At 54.8% G+C, this 19,240-nt stretch carries 23 protein-coding genes and 1 tRNA gene; 18 read left to right on the forward strand and 6 right to left on the reverse strand.

From position 1 onward, the window contains the following. Positions 1 to 157: 157 nt before the first annotated feature. From glk to alaC, 3 genes are all read left to right on the forward strand, one after another. Positions 158 to 1,123: a glucokinase gene (gene glk / locus BTJ39_RS15670; RefSeq protein WP_078003624.1), complete on the forward strand. Its 966-nt coding sequence runs from the start codon at positions 158 to 160 to the stop codon at positions 1,121 to 1,123. 356 nt (positions 1,124 to 1,479) lie between these two features. After that, positions 1,480 to 1,998, forward strand: a complete 519-nt coding sequence (locus BTJ39_RS15675; RefSeq protein WP_078003625.1) for a GNAT family N-acetyltransferase — start codon at positions 1,480 to 1,482, stop codon at positions 1,996 to 1,998. Positions 1,999 to 2,125: 127 nt separating this feature from the next. Next, complete coding sequence (gene alaC / locus BTJ39_RS15680; RefSeq protein WP_078003626.1) at positions 2,126 to 3,361, forward strand: alanine transaminase; 1,236 nt, start codon at positions 2,126 to 2,128, stop codon at positions 3,359 to 3,361. A gap of 51 nt (positions 3,362 to 3,412) precedes the next feature. Here alaC and ypdK read toward each other — a convergent pair whose 3' ends face one another. Further along, positions 3,413 to 3,484, reverse strand: a complete 72-nt coding sequence (ypdK, locus tag BTJ39_RS25435) for a membrane protein YpdK (protein ID WP_139356363.1) — start codon at positions 3,482 to 3,484, stop codon at positions 3,413 to 3,415. 453 nt (positions 3,485 to 3,937) lie between these two features. Between ypdK and BTJ39_RS15685 the strand changes: the two genes are divergently transcribed. Next, positions 3,938 to 4,393, forward strand: coding sequence for a universal stress protein (locus BTJ39_RS15685; protein ID WP_078003627.1), 456 nt, complete (start codon positions 3,938 to 3,940; stop codon positions 4,391 to 4,393). A 310-nt stretch (positions 4,394 to 4,703) separates the two neighbouring features. Next, complete coding sequence (locus BTJ39_RS15690; RefSeq protein WP_078003628.1) at positions 4,704 to 4,985, forward strand: hypothetical protein; 282 nt, start codon at positions 4,704 to 4,706, stop codon at positions 4,983 to 4,985. Between the two features lie 118 nt (positions 4,986 to 5,103). On the opposite strand, the gene BTJ39_RS24890 is transcribed toward BTJ39_RS15690, so the two are convergent. Then, positions 5,104 to 5,265, reverse strand: a complete 162-nt coding sequence (locus BTJ39_RS24890) for a hypothetical protein (RefSeq protein ID WP_176110335.1) — start codon at positions 5,263 to 5,265, stop codon at positions 5,104 to 5,106. A 231-nt stretch (positions 5,266 to 5,496) separates the two neighbouring features. On the opposite strand from BTJ39_RS24890, the gene BTJ39_RS15695 reads away from it, so the two are divergent. Both BTJ39_RS15695 and BTJ39_RS15700 read left to right on the forward strand, forming a co-directional pair. Further along, positions 5,497 to 6,378: an SMP-30/gluconolactonase/LRE family protein gene (locus tag BTJ39_RS15695; protein WP_078003629.1), complete on the forward strand. Its 882-nt coding sequence runs from the start codon at positions 5,497 to 5,499 to the stop codon at positions 6,376 to 6,378. Positions 6,379 to 6,593: 215 nt separating this feature from the next. Continuing rightward, a tRNA-Arg gene (locus BTJ39_RS15700) sits at positions 6,594 to 6,668 on the forward strand. Between the two features lie 55 nt (positions 6,669 to 6,723). Here BTJ39_RS15700 and BTJ39_RS15705 read toward each other — a convergent pair. From BTJ39_RS15705 to BTJ39_RS15715, 3 genes are read right to left on the reverse strand one after another with little or no spacing between them, the layout of a single operon-like run. Further along, complete coding sequence (locus BTJ39_RS15705) at positions 6,724 to 6,933, reverse strand: tautomerase family protein (protein ID WP_078003630.1); 210 nt, start codon at positions 6,931 to 6,933, stop codon at positions 6,724 to 6,726. 14 nt (positions 6,934 to 6,947) lie between these two features. After that, a complete protein-coding gene (locus tag BTJ39_RS15710) occupies positions 6,948 to 7,835 on the reverse strand; it encodes an SDR family oxidoreductase (protein WP_078003631.1) in 888 nt (295 codons plus the stop codon). Continuing rightward, entirely contained in the window at positions 7,835 to 8,572 is a 738-nt protein-coding gene (locus tag BTJ39_RS15715) for an SDR family oxidoreductase (RefSeq protein WP_078003632.1), read from the reverse strand. Before BTJ39_RS15715 ends, BTJ39_RS15710 begins: the two co-directional genes overlap by 1 nt. Positions 8,573 to 8,707: 135 nt before the next feature. On the opposite strand from BTJ39_RS15715, the gene BTJ39_RS15720 reads away from it, so the two are divergent. The 11 genes from BTJ39_RS15720 to mlaA all read left to right on the forward strand — a co-directional run bounded on the left by BTJ39_RS15720 (position 8,708) and on the right by mlaA (position 17,598). Continuing rightward, positions 8,708 to 9,598, forward strand: coding sequence for a LysR family transcriptional regulator (locus BTJ39_RS15720; protein ID WP_078003633.1), 891 nt, complete (start codon positions 8,708 to 8,710; stop codon positions 9,596 to 9,598). Positions 9,599 to 9,796: 198 nt separating this feature from the next. Further along, positions 9,797 to 10,414: a cytochrome c biogenesis heme-transporting ATPase CcmA gene (ccmA, locus tag BTJ39_RS15725; RefSeq protein WP_078003634.1), complete on the forward strand. Its 618-nt coding sequence runs from the start codon at positions 9,797 to 9,799 to the stop codon at positions 10,412 to 10,414. Then, positions 10,414 to 11,073, forward strand: coding sequence for a heme exporter protein CcmB (gene ccmB, locus BTJ39_RS15730; protein WP_078003635.1), 660 nt, complete (start codon positions 10,414 to 10,416; stop codon positions 11,071 to 11,073). The genes ccmA and ccmB overlap by 1 nt, the downstream gene beginning before the upstream one ends. Positions 11,074 to 11,154: 81 nt before the next feature. After that, positions 11,155 to 11,898: a heme ABC transporter permease gene (locus tag BTJ39_RS15735; protein WP_078003636.1), complete on the forward strand. Its 744-nt coding sequence runs from the start codon at positions 11,155 to 11,157 to the stop codon at positions 11,896 to 11,898. After that, a complete protein-coding gene (gene ccmD / locus BTJ39_RS15740; protein ID WP_078003637.1) occupies positions 11,895 to 12,125 on the forward strand; it encodes a heme exporter protein CcmD in 231 nt (76 codons plus the stop codon). The genes BTJ39_RS15735 and ccmD overlap by 4 nt, the downstream gene beginning before the upstream one ends. Positions 12,126 to 12,128: 3 nt before the next feature. After that, a complete protein-coding gene (gene ccmE, locus BTJ39_RS15745; protein ID WP_078003638.1) occupies positions 12,129 to 12,623 on the forward strand; it encodes a cytochrome c maturation protein CcmE in 495 nt (164 codons plus the stop codon). After that, entirely contained in the window at positions 12,620 to 14,575 is a 1,956-nt protein-coding gene (locus tag BTJ39_RS15750; RefSeq protein WP_078003639.1) for a heme lyase CcmF/NrfE family subunit, read from the forward strand. Before ccmE ends, BTJ39_RS15750 begins: the two co-directional genes overlap by 4 nt. After that, complete coding sequence (locus tag BTJ39_RS15755) at positions 14,572 to 15,129, forward strand: DsbE family thiol:disulfide interchange protein (protein WP_078003640.1); 558 nt, start codon at positions 14,572 to 14,574, stop codon at positions 15,127 to 15,129. Before BTJ39_RS15750 ends, BTJ39_RS15755 begins: the two co-directional genes overlap by 4 nt. After that, positions 15,126 to 15,590 (forward strand): cytochrome c-type biogenesis protein, encoded by a 465-nt coding sequence (locus tag BTJ39_RS15760; protein WP_078003641.1) that lies wholly within the window; start codon positions 15,126 to 15,128, stop codon positions 15,588 to 15,590. The genes BTJ39_RS15755 and BTJ39_RS15760 overlap by 4 nt, the downstream gene beginning before the upstream one ends. Further along, entirely contained in the window at positions 15,587 to 16,798 is a 1,212-nt protein-coding gene (gene ccmI, locus BTJ39_RS15765) for a c-type cytochrome biogenesis protein CcmI (protein ID WP_078003642.1), read from the forward strand. The genes BTJ39_RS15760 and ccmI overlap by 4 nt, the downstream gene beginning before the upstream one ends. Before the next feature lie 35 nt (positions 16,799 to 16,833). Next, positions 16,834 to 17,598, forward strand: a complete 765-nt coding sequence (gene mlaA / locus BTJ39_RS15770) for a phospholipid-binding lipoprotein MlaA (RefSeq protein WP_078003643.1) — start codon at positions 16,834 to 16,836, stop codon at positions 17,596 to 17,598. Positions 17,599 to 17,653: 55 nt separating this feature from the next. Here the strand turns inward: mlaA and fadL are convergent, their stop codons facing one another. Then, positions 17,654 to 18,991, reverse strand: coding sequence for a long-chain fatty acid transporter FadL (gene fadL, locus BTJ39_RS15775; protein ID WP_078003644.1), 1,338 nt, complete (start codon positions 18,989 to 18,991; stop codon positions 17,654 to 17,656). Positions 18,992 to 19,240 lie beyond the last annotated feature (249 nt).

Consider the following 19,240-nt stretch of genomic DNA (forward strand, 5'->3'; position numbering starts at 1 on the left):
CAATTTAAGACTAGTAGACTGTCATCTCAGCAGTCATGCAGGTAAGGTAAGCGAATGGAAATGCACAGACGCTCACCCTTTATAGTCGGTGGGCGTTGTTGTTTTCCCGGCTGGATTTTATAGTGTCTTTAATTGACGTAAGCGGAGCAAAACAATAATGACCAGTTATGCTTTGGTGGGAGATGTTGGCGGGACAAACGCGCGGCTTGCGCTGTGCGATGTCGAAAGCGGCGCCATCTCACAAGCCAAAACGTTCTCCACAGCAGAATATGAAAGCCTGGAAGCGGTTATCCGCACCTGGCTTGATGAACAGCAAAAAGAGATAAAAGACGGGTGCATCGCCATTGCCTGCCCGGTTACCGAAGACTGGGTGGAGATGACCAACCACGACTGGGCGTTTTCAACCAGTAAAATGAAGGTCAGTCTTGGTTTTGAACATCTGGAGATAATCAACGATTTCACCGCCGTATCCATGGCGATCCCGATGCTGAAAGCGCAAGACGTTCTGCAGTTTGGCGGCAATGCGCCGGTGGAGGATAAGCCGATTGCCGTGTATGGCGCCGGCACCGGGCTTGGCGTTGCCCATCTGGTCCACGTTGATAAGCGTTGGGTCAGCCTGCCGGGAGAGGGCGGACACGTTGATTTTGCCCCTAACAGCGAAGAAGAGGATCTGATTCTGGAGGTGCTGCGTACCGAAATGGGGCACGTATCGGCAGAGCGGGTGCTTTCAGGGGCGGGTCTGGTGAATCTCTATCGGGCCATTGTTAAATCGGACGGACGCCTGCCGGAAAATTTAAAGCCTAAAGACGTGTCCGAACGGGCGCTGGCCGACAGCTGTACGGACTGTCGTCGCGCGCTGTCGCTGTTTTGCGTCATTATGGGGCGCTTTGGCGGCAACCTGGCGCTGACGCTGGGTACGTTTGGCGGTGTTTATATTGCCGGCGGCATCGTGCCGCGTTTTCTGGAATTTTTTAAAGCGTCAGGATTTCGCGCTGCGTTCGAAGATAAAGGGCGCTTCCACGATTATGTCCACCCGATTCCTGTCTATCTGATAACCCACGATCAGCCGGGACTGCTGGGTGCCGGCGCGCATCTGCGCCAGACGTTGGGGCGGGTGCTGTAATCTTTTCGCGGGGCGACGCCCGTCGCTCCGCTATAGCCTCATCAGCTGACGACCTGCCTTGATCTGACGGTAAAAAAATCACGGCTCTCGCAGGCCCGCCGTTGCCATTGGCCTTTTGTTGTCTTAATTGGGGAAACCTGACTAAACAATAGAGGAAATTATTAACGTTGGTTAAACGCGTTTTATCTGGCATTTTAAACCACTGTTTAGCGCGATTAATCGCTATAAAGCGTAAATATCCAGCGGGTCAGACAGTAATGCGAGCTGGTTATGTTATTTTTAAGTTAATAAAAATACGAAAACAGGGATGTTATTAAAAATATACTTTTATTATTTCCCATTTTTTGAGGCCCTGAATGCTACTCGAAACTGAACGTCTGGCGATGGCGCTGCTGCAGCCGCAAGACTGGATGCTATTCCAGCAGGTGCATCAGGATGAGCAAAGTATGGCCTGGATCGGTGCGGTGCCTGACGATAAAGAACTGCAGAAACGATTTAACGAGCGCCTGCTGCCGTGGTTTGTCACCAGCTACCACATGCTTTGTCTGGTGGTGCGCCAGAAGCAAAACGGCGAAGCGATAGGTTTGCTGGGCGCCAACGCTGAATGGTATCCACACCGTCAGGTTGAGGTTGGCTATGCTTTTCTTAGTCAGTTTCATGGTCAGGGGTTTGGCAGCGAAGCGCTGGCGGCACTGTGCGAGTATTTATTGCAGCAGTGTGACTTTCACAAGCTGAAGGCGCATGTGGTAGAAGGGAACTGGCCGTCGCGGCGCATTCTGGAAAAGAACGGCTTTCTTCTGGAGGGCGTGTTACGGGATAATTATCTGCTACGCGGCAAATGGAAGAATGATTGGGTGTTTGGTCGCCTCGGATAGCGCTTTAAAAAAATTTTATCATGCCTCTCGACAGCATCAGCCTGATTGAGATAAGTTCAAAGTTCGACCACTCTGGTGGTCAGCGTCGCTCGGACGGTCCGGGCGCTAACGTACATCTGAGGATAATATGGCTGATAATTCATCTGCTCGCCGTTTTTCGCGCATCGAACGCCTTCCCCCCTACGTATTTAATATTACCGCTGAATTGAAAATGGCTGCGCGTCGGCGCGGCGAAGACATTGTCGATTTCAGTATGGGCAATCCCGATGGCCCGACGCCGCCGCATATCGTGGAAAAGCTTTGCTCCGTCGCACAGCGTGATGATACCCATGGTTACTCGACCTCACGGGGCATTCCCCGCTTGCGCCGTGCCATCTCCCACTGGTATCAGGAGCGCTATCAGGTCGAAATCGATCCGGAAAGCGAAGCCATTGTTACCATCGGATCCAAGGAAGGTCTGGCGCATCTGATGCTGGCGACGCTCGATCACGGCGATACCGTGCTGGTGCCCAATCCCAGCTATCCGATCCATATTTACGGCGCGGTAATCGCCGGGGCGCAGGTTCGTTCGGTTCCGCTGGTACAGGGTATCGATTTTTTTGCTGAGCTTGAGCGCGCAATACGCGAAAGCTATCCCAAACCGAAGATGATGATTCTTGGCTTTCCGTCGAATCCAACCGCGCAATGCGTCGAGCTGGATTTTTTTGAGCGGGTCGTGGCGCTGGCTAAGCAGTATAACGTGCTGGTGATTCACGATCTTGCCTATGCCGACATTGTGTATGACGGCTGGAAGGCGCCTTCAATCATGCAGGTGCCGGGCGCACGCGATGTGGCCGTGGAGTTTTTTACGCTATCGAAAAGCTACAATATGGCCGGCTGGCGCATCGGTTTTATGGTCGGCAACAAAGAGCTGGTAGCGGCGCTGGCGCGGATAAAAAGTTACCACGACTATGGCACTTTTACCCCGCTGCAGGTAGCTGCTATTGCCGCGCTGGAAGGAGACCAGAGCTGCGTTCATACCATCGCCGCCGAGTACAAACGCCGTCGTGATGTGATGGTCAAAGGGTTACATGAAGCGGGCTGGATGGTCGAGGTACCAAAAGCGTCGATGTACGTCTGGGCAAAAATTCCCGATCACTATGCCCATCTCGGCTCGCTGGAATTTGCTAAACGTCTGCTGCAGGAGGCGAAAGTTTGCGTTTCCCCCGGCATTGGATTTGGCGATTACGGCGATACGCACGTGCGCTTTGCGCTGATTGAAAACAGCGATCGCATACGGCAGGCGGTGCGGGGAATTAAGTCGATGTTTCGTGCCGATGGTATTCTGCCGGGCAGCGTTAAAAGCGAGAGCCTTGAAAGTTAACGGTCTCCGGAATGGGTCAGGGACACCTGACCCACTTTCAGGATGGTTCTGTTACAACATCAGGTAAAAAGTACCCACCCAGACCACCAGTAAGAACGAAATGCCCATCAACGCGTATTTCACAAAAAGCTCCTCTGTGCGACTGCGACTTCGGCGATCCCAGGCCCGCGCAACGCAAACAGATCACATGAACGCGTACAAAGAGACGCTTTGTCGCTGTTCATTCTGGTTGCCATGAATGCCTCATGGCAGGATCGCTGACTAATCTACCCGCATCCCGAAGCAAAATAAAGTTGATTGTGCTGAGATTTCGCTCACATTTTGCGCATAGAAGTTTCGACGGTAAATTTTTTTATTGTCATAGCGACGGCGGATTAGCCGTTGCTGACAGATTATCCCCGGGTGCGATACCATAAATGGCCTTAAGACAGGCATATTCGCCGACCCCGTAGTACGCTGACCAACCTCGCGCTTTGAGCCTCAGGCGCAATGGCTTTGTTGAAAATGAGGCTGAATCGCAACGCGACGGCGCCATGGGCGATTGGCAACCTGGTCGCAACGCATTGAGGACAAAAAATGAAAACCCTTCTGGTGGCCATTGATAACTCGGCAATTGCCCGCAAAGTGGTCGCGCTGGCGGTACAGCAGGCACAGGCGCTGAGCGCGCAGGTAATGGTGCTATGCTGCGTTGATGAAAAGCGCTGCAATCTTAGTGCGCCGCTGGAGCTGACGGCCGGCGAGGACATCGATGACGAAATTCGTAGCCGGGATGAGCAAAATAGTGCGGAGTCGGTGGTGCGTCAGGCGCTGGCTCAGCTGTTACATGCAGGCGTTGAGGCGCGCGGTAGAGTGATCGCCGGTGACGCTGCTACCACCATCGTTCATCAGGCTAAGATCCTTAATGCGGAAATAATCATCATGGGACGCAGACACCTGACGTCCTTTAACCGCTTACTTAAAGGGTCAGTTAGCGCCGCAGTGATCGAGCAGGCTCACTGCCCGGTGATGATCGACGTGCGCTGCGATCGATAAGCCCTGGCACATAGCGATAAACCTGCCAGCGATAAAAGAGATAAATTAATTACTCGCTGGCTGTCGTCAGATAAAAAAAAGCCCGCATTAGCGGGCTAATAAGCAACTGCTTCAATTTCCTGGTGTTTTGTTGGACAACCTGGCTTGTCGGCAATGATTCTCGCACCCTGGGATTAAAATGTGCAGTTGTCTTACTAAATCAATTCAATCGGCAAAAATTATCTGACTTTATGCTTAATTGCGTATTGCTCTGATGGTTTGCTTTGGCTGACAGCGTTTAGCATTACGGATTCACCAGAGAGGAGTAATAATGAAGAGCCAATTTGCCTGCATGCTGACCTTTTTGCTGCTGGCCGGCTGCACGTCGCACAAGCCCGGCGCCTTTGAGCGCGTTGATGAAGATCGTGCAGTTAATACCGTGCAATATCGCTACAATCCGTTAAAAGTAGATAAAACGGCGATGCAAAACGATGTTATGCAATATTGCACATCGCGTGGTTTTGATAAGGTAGAGGCCCTCAAGCCGAAAACCAGTGATATTCCGGGGTTAATGAAAGCCTGGTATCAATGCAACTATACAATCAAAAGCTAATAAAGCCGGGCGAAGAAAATCTCCGCCCGGCTTTATTTCATTTTATTTAATAATGTTGTTGTAATTATATTGCTGTGTGCAGGCTTTGCCCACCTGCGGGAATTCTTCGCCGCCTGTATTACCAGCGTCTGGGTGGCGGCGGCATATGCTCGCCGGCCCGGTAGCCAGCGCTGTATCCGTGGTGATATCCTCCGCCGTGGTGATGACCTCGCTCAACGATACAGCCGCTTAGCATTACGACCAGAGCCACTACTGAAGACGCTTTAAGCAGGTTTCTCATTTAAGGTCTCCTCAACCTCTTCGATAACTAACAAATTACAAGTCAAAAGTGGAGGAATCATGCCCGCTTTGTAGAGTTATTTCGTAAGTTATTTCAAAATAATAATGAAATCGGTGAGGGTGGTTATTTCTGTCGTGATTAAATAGGATTAATTTTAAAAAATACCATCTTTTCTTGGAATTATCTGAATTTTTACTAAGCTTTTTTTATCCCTCATCAGAGTAAGCGCTTATGAAATATTCGCTAAGGCATGTTCTGGCCGTTCAGGCTGAACTGGGAGAATGTCCTCTGTGGTCAGTAAAAGAACAAGTGCTCTATTTTCTCGATATTCTTGCGCCCGCAATTCATCGTTATGATCCACAAAGTGGCGATCATGATGTTTTCCCGGTTGAACAGCATATTGGCTGCCTCGGTTTGCGTGCTGCTGGCGGTTTTGTTGCCGCGCTGCGCAGCGGGGTGTGCTTTATGGATGCGCAGGGCAGGATTACCCGCTGGCTGGGGGAAAACCCCGATCCCACCGATAAAAGCCGCTTTAACGATGGTCGGGTCGATCCCTGGGGCCGTTTCTGGTGCGGTAATCTCTGGCAGCCCCAGGACCGGAATGGCGCTCATCTGTGCCGGCTGGATAATCAGCTCAATCTGCGGGTGATGGCTGGCGATATTAAAATTTCTAACGGGCTGGCATTCTCGCCCGATCGCCGCTGGATGTACCACTCAGACACCCCGAACGGCATGCTCTATCGTTACCCGCTGGATAGCGAAGGTGAACCGGGCGCCCGCGAGGTGCTGAGACGATTTGATGATGCTGCCGACGGGCTGCCGGATGGCGCAGCGGTTGATGTGGAAGGCTATTACTGGTCGGCGCTGTATGCCGGCGGCAAAGTGGTGCGCATCGATCCTGCAAATGGAGACATCGTTGCCAGCATTCCACTGCCGGTGCGCTGGCCAACAATGGTGGCGTTCGGCGGCGCGGATTTAAAAACGCTCTATGTCACCTCATCCCGTGAAGATCGCAGTGCGCAAGAGCTGGCCCGCTATCCGCAATCTGGTGACCTGTTTGCCATTGATCTTCCGATTGCTGGCATTGCCGAACCGCAGTTTACTGGCGGCTGAAGCGCTGGCCGCCAGCGCGTAGGGTTGGCATGGGGGCGTTGTTTGCGCTGTAAATGGGACAAATCGCGCGGGCCAGGCGCAGGCGTTTTGCGCGCCACGGCTGAGGCCTGTCGCGACGTTCCCCCTGTAAATTTACGCCATCTGCCTGTAAAACAAGCAAACGGCGCGCCAGGTGATGAATTTTATTATCAGACAGGGTTATACTACGTGCCGCTGTCTCCTTAGTTAAATGGATATAACGAGCCCCTCCTAAGGGCTAGTTGCAGGTTCGATTCCTGCAGGGGACGCCATTTCTTTCTCACCGCACTCATCACCTAAAAACCGTTTAATTTCAGTTGCCTAGCGCTACTTCGCTCGATACTCCGGCGGAATGCTGAACGGCTCATCCGCACGGTAATAGCCGCCATCCTTAACCTCTTCGATGAGGACCATGGTATGGGCGCGGGCGTGTTCGCTGAAATATTCCACCAGTAACTCGGTTATCCGATGGCTGATTTCGGTTTTTTGCTGGGTATTCAGCGCGGCTTCCGGGGTCTTAATATTAACAAATGGCATGATGTTCTCCTGGTTTATGGTTGTACATGGAGCAGATTGGCCAAACCAATTCGCTCCAGCAGCTGGGCGCGGACGCGGTCCGCTACGGCATTCACTATTTCAGCGCCGTCCTGAGACGGATCGAGATGACTGCGGAACGGGCGCTGGCCTTTAGGTAACGCAACGATGCGTACAATTTCGCTGGCGATGCTGGCAGGGTCAGCATCTGCCGGTTCCAGTGCCGCCAGCCCTTTCAGAGCTTGCTGGTCAACGCCGGCGTACGGTCCCTGCCACCAGAGATCGGCCCGATCGCTATCGGCAGGCTGGCCGGCATTGGCGAAATGCTCGGTTCCGCCGGTGAAGGCGCCGGGGACGACGATGCTGGTTTCAATGCCGAAGCGGGAAAGCTCCAGCGCATAACTTTGCGCCAGCGCATCCATTGCGGCCTTGGCGGCAAAGTAGGGCGAGAGGAAAGGCGGAGTGCCGCCACGGGTGGAGGTGGAGCCGACCCAGATGACCAGCCCATCGCCAGCGGCCCTCATGCCGGGCAGCACTGCGCGGTTAACGCGCTGCGTGCCAAGGACATTGACGTCATACAGCTGCGCCAGCTGCTCAGGCGTAAACGCTTCTGCCGGACCAAACACCATATGACCGGCGTTATGGATCAGCACGTCGATGCCGCCGGCGTGTGCGATAATCTGCTTTACCGCCGCGTCTACCGACGACTCGCGGGTAACATCCAGCTCAATCGCTTCTATTGCCAGCCCTTCGGCGGCCAGCGTGGCGACCTTCTGCGCCGGAACGCCGCCGTGGCCGCTAACGCTGCGCATTGTGGCAAAAACTTGGTGTCCGCTGCGCGCCAGCGCTTCTGCGGTCATGGCGCCAAATCCGCTGGAGGCGCCAGTAATTAAAATTCTGGCCATCAGATTACCCCGCCATTTGCCCGGATAGTCTGGCCGTTAATCCAACCGCTTTCATTGCTCGCCAGGAAGCGCACGACCTGCATAATATCCTGTGGTTCGCCGAGGCGGCCCAGCGGATTCATCCCCTTAATACGCGCGATAAGATCGTCGCTTTTGCCGTTCAGGAACAGTTCGGTTGCAACCGGTCCGGGGGCGATGGCGTTAACCGTAATGGCGCGCGGTCCCAGCTCTTTTGCCAGTATATGAGTAAGCGCCTCAACGGCAGCTTTGGTGGCGGCGTATACGCCATACTGTGGCTGATACAGCCCAACCACGCTGGACGAAAAGTTGATGATACGGCCGCTATCATTCAGCCGGGTTGCTGCTTCGCGCATCAGGCGAAAAGGCGCGGCCAGGTTGATAGCCATCTGCTGTTCGAAACTTTCATCGTCGGTGTTGGCGATGGCTGACAGGCTCATAACCCCGGCATTGTTTACCAGGATATCCACCTTCTTACCGAAGGCCGCTTCTGCCTCATCGAACAGGCTGGCCGCCGCTGAGGCTTCAGCGATGTTGCTCTGCCGGGCGACGGCCTTGCCGCCGGCGGCGATAATGTCCGCCACCACAGCATCAGCCTGCTCAGGGCTGCGTGAATAATTGACCAGCACGGCAATACCGTCAGCGGCGAGGCCGCGAGCGATATCCGCGCCAATCCCGCGAGATGCGCCTGTAACAATCGCTACTTTGTTGTGTTTCATGATAGTGCTCCCGTTGGTGTTTAACCGTTGAGAACAACTATACCTGTCGTAAAAATAAAAATAATCGTCTGGAAATTGACATGATAATTCATCTATCAATAATAATTGCGAGCGGTGCAGACAGAGGAAAAATGCGTGGATAAGGTTCAGCAGCTCCAGCTTTACGTACGGATTGTGGACGGCGGCAGCTTTTTTCAGGCGGCGCGCGATTTGGGTATTGCCCGCTCCACGGCCACTAATGCCATCAAACAGCTGGAGCTGGAAACGGGCGTGCAGCTGCTGGCGCGTACCACCCGTGCGGTGAAAGCGACGCCGGAGGGGGAGGAGTTTTACCGTCGGGCACGAGCGGTGCTGGGCGATATTGAGGATACCTGGACGGTGTTTCGCAAAGCGGCGCCGGGCGGCCATCTGCGCATTAATGCCTCCGGTCTGATGACGCGCACCTTTCTGGTCCCGCGCCTGCCGGCCTTTTTACAGCGCTATCCTGATATCGTTATTACCTTCGGTCAGACCGACCGCTTTGTAAATCTGGTGCGTGAGGGCGTGGATTGCGTGATCCGCGTCGGCGTGCCGGAAGACAGCAGCCTGCGGCTGCGGCGTCTCGGTACGCTGCAGGAGATCACCTGTGCCAGCCCGACTTACCTGGCGAAGCACGGTACGCCGTACAGCATTGACGACCTTGATGGTCACAAAATGGTGGGTTTTGTTTCTTCGCAAACCGGCGACGTGATGCCGCTGGAATTTGTTCGCGACGGACGCAGCGAAATCCGCCTGCTGCCTGCCCAGGTAATGACCGATAACTCTGATACCGCGGGCGCGCTGGCCGCAGAAGGGTTGGGGTTGATTCAGGCTCCGCGCTATCGCTTTGAAGAGCAGCTGCAAAGAGGCGAGCTGGTGGAGGTTCTGGCGGGTTATCCACCCACCCCGATGCAGGTCAATGCGATTTATGCCGGTGAACGACAGGCATCGCGTCGGCTGGATGTTTTTTTGAACTGGGTCAGCGAAATTTTTGCTGAAGCGTTGTGACGATTATCTCAGCCCTGGGTAACGAATGCTGGTGCAAAAAAGTAACAAAATCATAACAGATGCATTTTCTTAGCTTTATTACTGCTTTGACCGGCCGGAGAGCGATGAAGCTGCTATTAGCAAGGGGGTTGAGCGCTACGGCTGGGGAATCGCTTGTGATATAGTTGCGCGCAACGTTAATAAATGTGATGTCGTTTGATGCTGGAAGCCCGCAGCCTGACCTGCGTTCGCGATGAACGTACCCTGTTTAGCAATTTGAGTTTCACCGTCAATCCGGGCGATATTTTGCAGATTGAAGGGCCAAATGGCGCGGGAAAAACCTCATTACTGCGCATTCTTGCTGGTTTGCATCGTAGCGAGCAGGGGAGCGTACGCTGGCTGCAGCAGGATATTCGCCGCCAGCGGGAAGCGTTTCATCATCAGCTGCTGTTTCTTGGTCATCTGCCGGGGATAAAAGCGCTGCTGACGCCGCTGGAAAACCTGCGCTTTTATCATCATGGTCAGCAAACTCAGGCCGTCTGGGATGCGCTGGAGTCGGTTGGTTTGCTGGGCTATGAGGAGCTGGCGGTGGCTGCGCTGTCCGCCGGTCAGCAGCGGCGGGTGGCGCTGGCGCGCCTGTGGTTAAGCCAGGTGAAATTATGGATTCTGGATGAACCGCTGACGGCTATCGATAAAGCCGGAGTGGGCTTTCTTATGCAGCGTTTGGTTGATCATGCCCGCGAGGGGGGAATGGTGATTCTCACCACCCATCAGGACTTGCCGGATGATGATTACCCGCTGCGTAAAATTCGTCTGCAGCCAGCGGAGGCGGAGTAATGTTCTGGCTGATTGTACAGCGCGAACTGCGCAGCGCGTTTCGTAGCGGCGCGGACATCATTAATCCTCTGTGGTTTTTTTTGATTGTTATTACGCTATTCCCGCTGGGGATAGGCACGCAGCCGCAGCTTCTGGCGCGTATTGCGCCGGGCGTGGTCTGGGTCGCCGCGCTGCTGGCTTCGCTGCTGGCGCTGGAACGCCTTTTCCGCGATGACTTTAGCGATGGTTCGCTGGAACAGCTGCTGTTGCTGCCGCTGCCGCTGCCGGCTATGGCGCTGGGGAAAGTGACAGCGCACTGGATAATAACCGGGCTGCCATTAATTGTGTTATCACCACTGGCTGCTCTGCTGCTGTCTTTAGATTTTAATAGCTGGTGCGCATTAGCGCTGACGCTGCTACTGGGCACGCCGACGCTCAGCTTTCTCGGCGCGATTGGCGTCGCGCTGACCGTAGGGCTTCGCCGTGGCGGCCTGTTGTTAAGCCTGCTGGTATTGCCGCTGGCGATACCGGTGCTTATTTTTGCTACGGCGGCGATTGATGCCGCCGCCATGGGGCTGCCGCTAAGCGGCTACCTGGCGATCCTTGGCGCTTTTTTGCTGGCGAGCGCGACGCTATCGCCCTTTGCGATTGCCGCCGCGCTGCGCATCAGTTTGCATTGAAACAACGGGAGCAGACAGACGTCTCTCCGTCAGTAGGGAATGGAATACCCCTTTTAATTTAATAATTATGTGAGCAAAAAGATGTGGAAATGGTTCCATCAACTGGCTAAGCCTGAGCGGCTTTATCAGTTATGCGGGCGTTTCGTCCCATGGCTGGGGCTGCTGGCCGTCGCAACACTGCTGCTGGGCTGGGTCTGGGGCTTTGGCTTTGCGCCAGCCGATTATCAGCAGGGAAATAGCTATCGCATTATGTATATCCACGTCCCGGCGGCCATGTGGTCGATGGGCGTATACGGTGCGATGGCGGTTGCCGCCTTTACCGGCCTGGTCTGGCAGATGAAAATGGCAGATTTAGTGGCTGGCGCAATGGCGCCGGTGGGGGCCATTTTTACCTTTATCGCCCTGGTAACCGGTTCCGCCTGGGGTAAGCCCATGTGGGGAACCTGGTGGATTTGGGATGCCCGCCTCACCTCTGAGCTGGTGCTGTTGTTCCTGTATATGGGGGTTATTGCCCTGTATAACGCCTTTGACGATCGGCGTACCGCCGGGCGCGCTGCCGGCATTCTGATTCTGGTCGGCGTGGTTAATCTTCCTGTCATCCATTATTCGGTGCAGTGGTGGAATACGCTGCATCAGGCTAATTCCGGGATGTTGCAGCAATCAATTGATCCCAGCATGCGTTCGCCGCTGCGCTGGTCGATTCTGGGCTATTTGCTGGTATTTATTACCCTGACGCTGATGCGGCTACGCAATCTTATTTTGCAAAGCGAGTGCAGTCGTCCGTGGGTGGCTGCACTGCTGGTTAAAGGAGGTCGAGGACAATGACTCCCGCATTTTCCAGCTGGCATGATTTTTTTGCCATGGGCGGTTACGCTTTCTACGTCTGGCTGGCGGTTGCTTTTACCCTGTTACCGCTGCTTGCTCTGCTCACGCACACTTTGCTGGCTCACCGTCGGCTGCTAAAAGAAATTCAGCAGCGTCAGCAGCGCGCGCGCCGCATTCGCCGTGCGCAAAGAAAAAACAGCATCCCCCCGGCAGTGGCAGGAGAATAACGCGTGAACAGCCGTCGTAAAAATCGTCTGATAATGGTCCTCGCGGTATTGATTGGCCTGAGCCTGGCCACCGCGCTGGTGATGTATGCGCTGCGTTCTAATATCGATCTTTTCTATACGCCCAGCGAAATTATCAATGGCAAAGGCGCCGCCCATGAGAAACCCGAGGCCGGCCAGCGTTTGCGCGTGGGTGGCATGGTACTGCCGGGTAGCGTCAAGCGCGATGCCAAAACCCTGGCGGTGAGCTTTCAACTTTATGACGGTAACGGCGTCGTCAGCGTGCAGTATGTTGGCATCCTGCCCGACCTGTTCCGTGAAGGGCAGGGGGTTGTCGCTCAGGGCGTGCTGGAAAACGCCACCCTGGTGAACGCCAAAGAGGTGCTGGCTAAGCACGACGAAAAATATACGCCGCCGGAAATTAAAGATGCGATGAATAAAAAGCCTAACGGCACGACGCCGGTTTACCAGGCATCATCCGCCGGGAGGGAAGGCTCATGATGCCAGAAATCGGCAGTTTCCTGCTCTGCCTGGCGCTGGGGCTTTCGCTGCTATTAAGCATTTATCCTCTGTGGGGCGCCAGTCGCCAGGACGGCCGGCTGATGGCGACCGCGCGCCCGCTGGCCTACGGACTGTTTGTTTGCATTGCTGCGGCCTTTGTCATCCTGATCCATGCTTTTGTGGTGAATGATTTCAGCGTCGACTACGTGGTTAATAATTCCAACTCCCTGCTACCGGTTTACTATCGCATCGCTGCAACCTGGGGCGCCCACGAAGGCTCTTTGCTGCTGTGGGTGCTGCTGCTAAGCGCCTGGACGCTGCTGGTGGCCTTGTTCAGCCGGGCGATGCCGCAGGATGCTATTGCCCGCGTGCTGGCGGTAATGGGGATGATTAATTTCGGCTTTCTGCTGTTTATCACGCTGACCTCAAACCCGTTTACCCGTACGCTGCCGACCTATCCGATTGACGGCCACGACCTGAATCCCATGCTGCAAGACCCCGGCCTGATCGTCCATCCACCGCTGCTTTATATGGGGTATGTCGGTTTCTCCGTTGCCTTTGCCTTTGCTATTGCTTCGCTGATGACCGGCAGGCTGGATACCGCATGGGCGCGCTGGTCGCGCCCCTGGACCACCGCCGCCTGGGTGTTTCTCACCTGCGGTATCGTCCTTGGCTCGGCCTGGTCCTATTACGTGCTTGGCTGGGGCGGCTGGTGGTTTTGGGATCCGGTAGAAAATGCTTCCCTGATGCCCTGGCTGGCCGGAACGGCGCTGATGCATTCGCTGGCGGTGACGGAAAAGCGCGGCAGCTTTAAGGCGTGGACGGTGCTACTGGCGATTACGGCGTTTTCGCTCAGCCTGCTGGGCACTTTCCTCGTTCGATCCGGGGTGCTGGTTTCGGTTCATGCCTTCGCGTCCGACCCGGCTCGAGGCATGTTTATTCTCGCATTTCTGGTGATCGTCATCGGCAGTTCGCTGCTGCTGTATGCCCTGAAAGGCGGCAAGGTGCGCAGTCGGGTGCAAAATGAAGTCTGGTCGCGCGAGTCCTTCTTATTGGGTAACAACGTTCTGCTGATTGCCGCCATGCTGGTGGTGTTGCTGGGTACGCTGCTGCCGCTGGTGCATAAGCAACTGGGCTTGGGCAGCATTTCCGTCGGCGAACCCTTTTTCAATACCATGTTTACCTGGCTGATGGCGCCGTTTGCCCTGATGCTGGGTATTGGCCCGCTGGTGCGCTGGCGCCGCGACGAACCGCAGAAGTTATGGAAACGCCTGGCGCTGGCGCTGGTGGCAACCTTGTTACTTTCCATTTTGCTGCCGTGGCTGATGCAAGACCGCATTAAAGCCATGACCGTGGTCGGGCTGATGATGTCGCTGTGGGTGATTATTCTGACGCTGATGGAGCTGCATGAGCGCGCCACGCATCGTCACGGTTTCTGGCGCGGACTGCGTCATTTATCGCGCAGCCACTGGGGAATGGTGCTGGGCCACCTTGGCGTGGCAGTTACCGTGATCGGTATTGCTTTTAGTACCAGTTACAGCGTTGAGCGCGATGTGCGTATGCGTGCTGGCGACAGCGTTGATATCCATAATTACCATTTCACCTTCCAGGGAGTGCAGAACCTGCAGGGACCAAACTACAGCGGTGGCGTGGGGATTATTACCGTTACCCGCGGCGGCAAACCGGAAGCGACGCTGCGGGCGGAAAAGCGTTTTTACAGCGCCTCGCGCACCATGATGACGGAAGCCGCCATCAGCGGCGGCCTGACGCGCGATCTTTATGCTGCGCTGGGCGAAGAAATAGCCGGGGATAGTTGGGCGGTGCGCGTCTATTACAAACCCTTCGTTCGCTGGATTTGGCTTGGCGGCGTGTTTATGGCGGTCGGCGGCGTGCTTTGCCTGCTCGATCCGCGCTATCGCTCGCGTAAAAAAGTCGCCAGGGAGGCGGCATGAATAAAAAACTTCTTTGGCTGCCGCTGGTGCTGTTTATGCTGCTGGCCGTTGCGCTGATGTGGCAGCTTACGCGTAATGCCGACGGTGATGACCCGACCACCCTGGAGTCAGCGCTGGTTGGCAAGCCGCTGCCGCGGTTTCAGCTTGAGGCGCTGGAGCAGCCCGGGAAAATATATGGCAGGTCGGCGCTGATAGACGGTAAGCCGCTGCTGCTGAACGTCTGGGCGACCTGGTGCCCAACCTGCCGTGCCGAGCATCAATACCTTAATCAGCTGGCGGCCGATGGGGTGCGGGTTGTGGGCCTTAACTATAAAGACGATCGCACTAAGGCGGTTAACTGGCTCAACAATCTTGGCAATCCTTACGCGCTGAGCCTGTTTGACGGCAACGGTATGTTAGGCCTGGATCTGGGGGTTTACGGCGCGCCAGAAACCTTCCTGATTGATGGCAAAGGCATCATCCGTTATCGCCACGCCGGGGATATGACGCCGCGCGTCTGGAACAGTGAGGTGAAACCGCTATGGCAAAAATACAGTCAGGAGGCGGGAACATGAAGGTATTGATCGTGCTGATGCTGACGTCGCTGGTTAGCGTCAGCGCGCTGGCGGCCATTGATGCCCGACACTTCAGCTCTGCGCAGCAGGAAGAGCAATACCGCCAGCTAACTCAGTCGCTGCGCTGCCCTAAATGTCAGAACAATAATATTGCTGATTCTAACGCGATGATTGCCAGCGATATGCGGCTGAAAGTCTATCAGCTGCTACAGCAGGGCAAAACGCCGCAGCAAGTCAGGGAGTATATGATTGCTCGCTACGGCAACTTCGTTAGCTATCAGCCGCCGCTGGAGTTTTCCACGCTTATCCTGTGGGCCGGACCGCTGTTTTTCCTGCTGGCCGGCGGTGGGATGATTGTCCTGCGCGGTCGTCGTATGCGCCGATCTCAGTTGGAAACGACGCTGGACGCTGAGCAGCAGCGTCGCCTCGATAAGCTATTAAGCAACAGGAAACAATCATGAGCGTATTCTGGCTAACGCTGCTGTTATTATTGCTGGCAGCGGCAGCGCTATTTGTGTTTGCCGGTTGGCAGCGCCAGCCTCAGCAGCAAACCGATCGCGATAAGCTGAATACCACCTTTTATCATCAGCGTCTGCGGGAATTAGAACAAGATGAGTCGGAAGGTTTAATTGCCAGCCGTCAGGATATGGTGGCAGAACTGCAGCAAACGTTGCTGAGCGATATCCCGCAGGAAGATCGCCCGTCGGCACACAGCCTGTCGCGCTGGGTTCTGCTGCCTGGCGTACTGCTGCTGGTGGTGGTAAGCGCGGGCTTTTATCTGAAAACCGGCGGTCTGCTGCAGCTGATGCAGTGGAAACAGGTTCAGGATGATTTGCCCGCGCTGCGCGCGCAGCTGATGGACCCCGATGCCCGGCCGCTGACCATGGCGCAGCTCAGTGAACTCGGACTCGGTATCCGCAGCGCTTTGCAGCGGGAGCCGCAAAACGTTAACGACTGGATGCTGCTGGGGCGAATTGGCATGGTGCTTAACGATGGACAAACCGCGCGGCAGGCGTTTGAAAAAGCGCTACGGCTGCAGCCGGAAAATCGCCAGCTGAAGCTGAATTATGTCGAAGTGCTGGTGCGTTCTCCCGACCCGCAGGATAACCGCGAAGCCAGCGTAATGTTGCACGATATGCTGCAGCAGGATGGTAATAATATTGCGCTGTTAGGGCTGGATGCCGTTAATGCCTACGCTCAACAGCAATACGATCGTGCGATTGGCGCCTGGCAGAAAATGTTAACTTTATTGCCAGAGAATGATAAACGGGCCGCGATGATTCAACGTAGTATTGAGCAGGCGAGAACCCAGGCCGGCCAGCAAGCTAATCAGCTGTCGTTGAGGGTTTCTTTAGCCGCCGATGCCAAAAAAATGTTACCGGCGGGCGGAGTATTGTATATTTCCGTTTCAGATGGCGTTTCACCTGTTCCGGTGGCAGTAAAGAAAATGCCTCTGAGTCATTTTCCTTTATCGCTGACGCTTGATGACAGTAATGCCATGATGCCCGAGCGCCTGCTTTCCGCTCAGCATCAGATACAGGTTCGGGCCCGCATTTCTCGTGATGGCAGCGCCAATCCGCAGCCGGGCGACTGGATTGGTATTAGTGCAATAACGCCTTTTGATGGTCATCAACAGCTGGCTGTAGAGATAAATCAGCAGCAGCCGTGAGAGTGATACACGACTTAAAGCACAGGGAGACCCCTATGAATTTTCGCCTGACTGGCCTGGCGCTGGCCAGCGTCTTACTGGTCGGTTGCGCCAGCTCCAAACCGGCGGATGAACCCCAGGGCCGTTCCGATCCTCTGGAAGGTTTTAACCGCGTGATGTTTGATTTTAACTATAACGTGATGGATCCTTACGTGTTGCGACCGGTTGCCGTTGCCTGGCGCGATTATGTACCGGTTCCGGCGCGCACCGGCGTCAGTAATTTTCTCAGCAACCTTGATGAATCTGCCAGCATGATTAACAGCATCCTGAAAGGTAATGCTAACGATGCCGGTATTCACTTTACCCGGTTCTTCCTTAACACCGTGCTCGGCCTGGGCGGATTCATTGACGTTGCCGGCAAAGCCAATCCGCAGCTCGCGCGCACCGGCGCTGAACGCTTTGGCACCACGCTTGGCTCCTACGGTGTCGGCTATGGGCCTTATGCGCAGCTGCCTTTCTATGGGAGCTTTACCCTGCGTCAGGACGGCGGCGACTATGTCGACGACCTTTACCCGGTGCTGAGCTGGCTGACTTTCTGGATGTCGGCAGGTAAGTGGGCGTTGCAGGGCGTTGAAACCCGTGCTGAACTGCTGGATTCCGATGCCATTCTGCGCAATTCGAAAGATCCCTATATCTTTGTGCGCGAGGCCTATTTCCAGCATAACGATTTCCTCGCCAACGGCGGCAAGCTGAAGCCGCAGATCAACCCGAATGCGGCAGCTATTCAGGGCGATCTGAAAGAAATCGACTCCGGAGATTAAATCGCCGGCAATAAAAAAGACCACATTACGTGGTCTTTTTTTACCCGGAAAACGATCAGAACTTATAGTTAAATTCCGCGCCGTACAGCCAGGCTTTACCGTCAGAATTGAAGGTATAAGGCACTGGTCTGCCGCCGTTAGCCCGCGTTGCGGCAAGGTCGGTACCTTCTTTAACCGTCACTTTCTGACCGTGCATGTAAGATACGCCCAGGTCGACTGAGGCATTTTCATTGAAGGCGTAGGTGGTGCCGAGGCTCAGCCACAGACGGTCCTGATCCGGAATGGAAATTGAACGCTTATCCGAAGGAACCGGGCTGTCATCAAAGGCGATACCGCCACGGAAGGTCCAGTTATCATCGTAGAAATAGGAGGTTCCCAGCGCGATGCGGTAAGCATCCCGGTAGCCTTCTTCCTTGTAGAACAGCGTCTGTCCGTTAGAGCCCGTCGCTTTCAGCTCCTGGAACTGACTCCAGCTGGTATAAGCCATGCTGTAGTGGACAGCCCATTTCGGCGCCACTTTATGGTAGCCAGAAAGCTCCCACATTTCAGGCAGATTGAGCGTCAGAGAGCCAGGGATCGTGCTGCCGCTGGTGCCGTATGGCAGCCCGAACTGACCGGCCACCGGATTCAGCTGACTGGGGATATTACTCTTATAGTCGCCGTCAAAGTCGATTTTAACTTCTGAACGGTAGGTAAAGCCGAAGCGGTTATTTTCATCGACTTCGTACAGGATACCGGCATTCCAGCCGTAACCCCATTTATCCCCTTTAAGGTGTGCTACTTGCGTATCCGCCGGTGCGGCAGGCAGGCCGACCGCAGGCAGCTGCGAGCCCAGCTCGCCAGCATAGCGCTCAATTTTAGCCCGGGCGTAAACCGCGTCAAAGCCAACGCCGAAGCTGAAGTGGCTGTTAAGACGATAGGCGGTGCTCAGGTTGAGGTTGGTGGTCATCAGGTCGGTTTTACCGCCGTAGCCGCCGGCAGCATAACTGTTGCTGTATTCTGTCGCCAGACCGTAGTTGCTGGTTGCCGATGCGCCAATCCACCATTGATCGTTGATCGGCTGAACATAGTGAATATTGGGGATCCACTGATTAGGTGCAATATTCTTGGCGTCCAGGCTGTTGCCTGAAGCGGTACGGCCAGAAATATCTACGCTTGGGTCGACGTAAACCGCGCCAATTGAAAACATTGGGCGATCCATTAGCGCCATGGTGGCCGGGTTACGACTGGCGGAAGCCGCCGTGTCCCCTATTGCACCTTCGCCTGAATAAGCGCGCCCCAGGCCGACAGCGGAAAATTCATTGAGCTGAAAGCCCGCGGCTGAAACGTTTGTTGTAACAAGTGCCACTGCTGCTGCCAGTGCAGACTTTGCAAACAGGTTTTTATGGTTCATGACCACAACCTCATTTATCTAATTTTTAAACGTATGTTACATCAGGTAACAATGGATCGCGGATTGTAGGGACTGGAATACATCTGACAAATCAGACCAGTGGCCCAAGTATAGGTCCGACCTGTGCTAAAGTTGCAATATTGTTTAGCAAATATTTCGCAAATGATTTTAAAAAAGCGATCCGCTTAACAAAATCTTTCTTTTTGATTTCAATTCATTTGCCGGATATGCGGCAGATCAATTTTTTTG

Origin of the sequence: Izhakiella australiensis, assembly GCF_002006995.1 — a bacterium.
In the GTDB taxonomy this organism is placed as follows: domain Bacteria; phylum Pseudomonadota; class Gammaproteobacteria; order Enterobacterales; family Enterobacteriaceae; genus Izhakiella; species Izhakiella australiensis.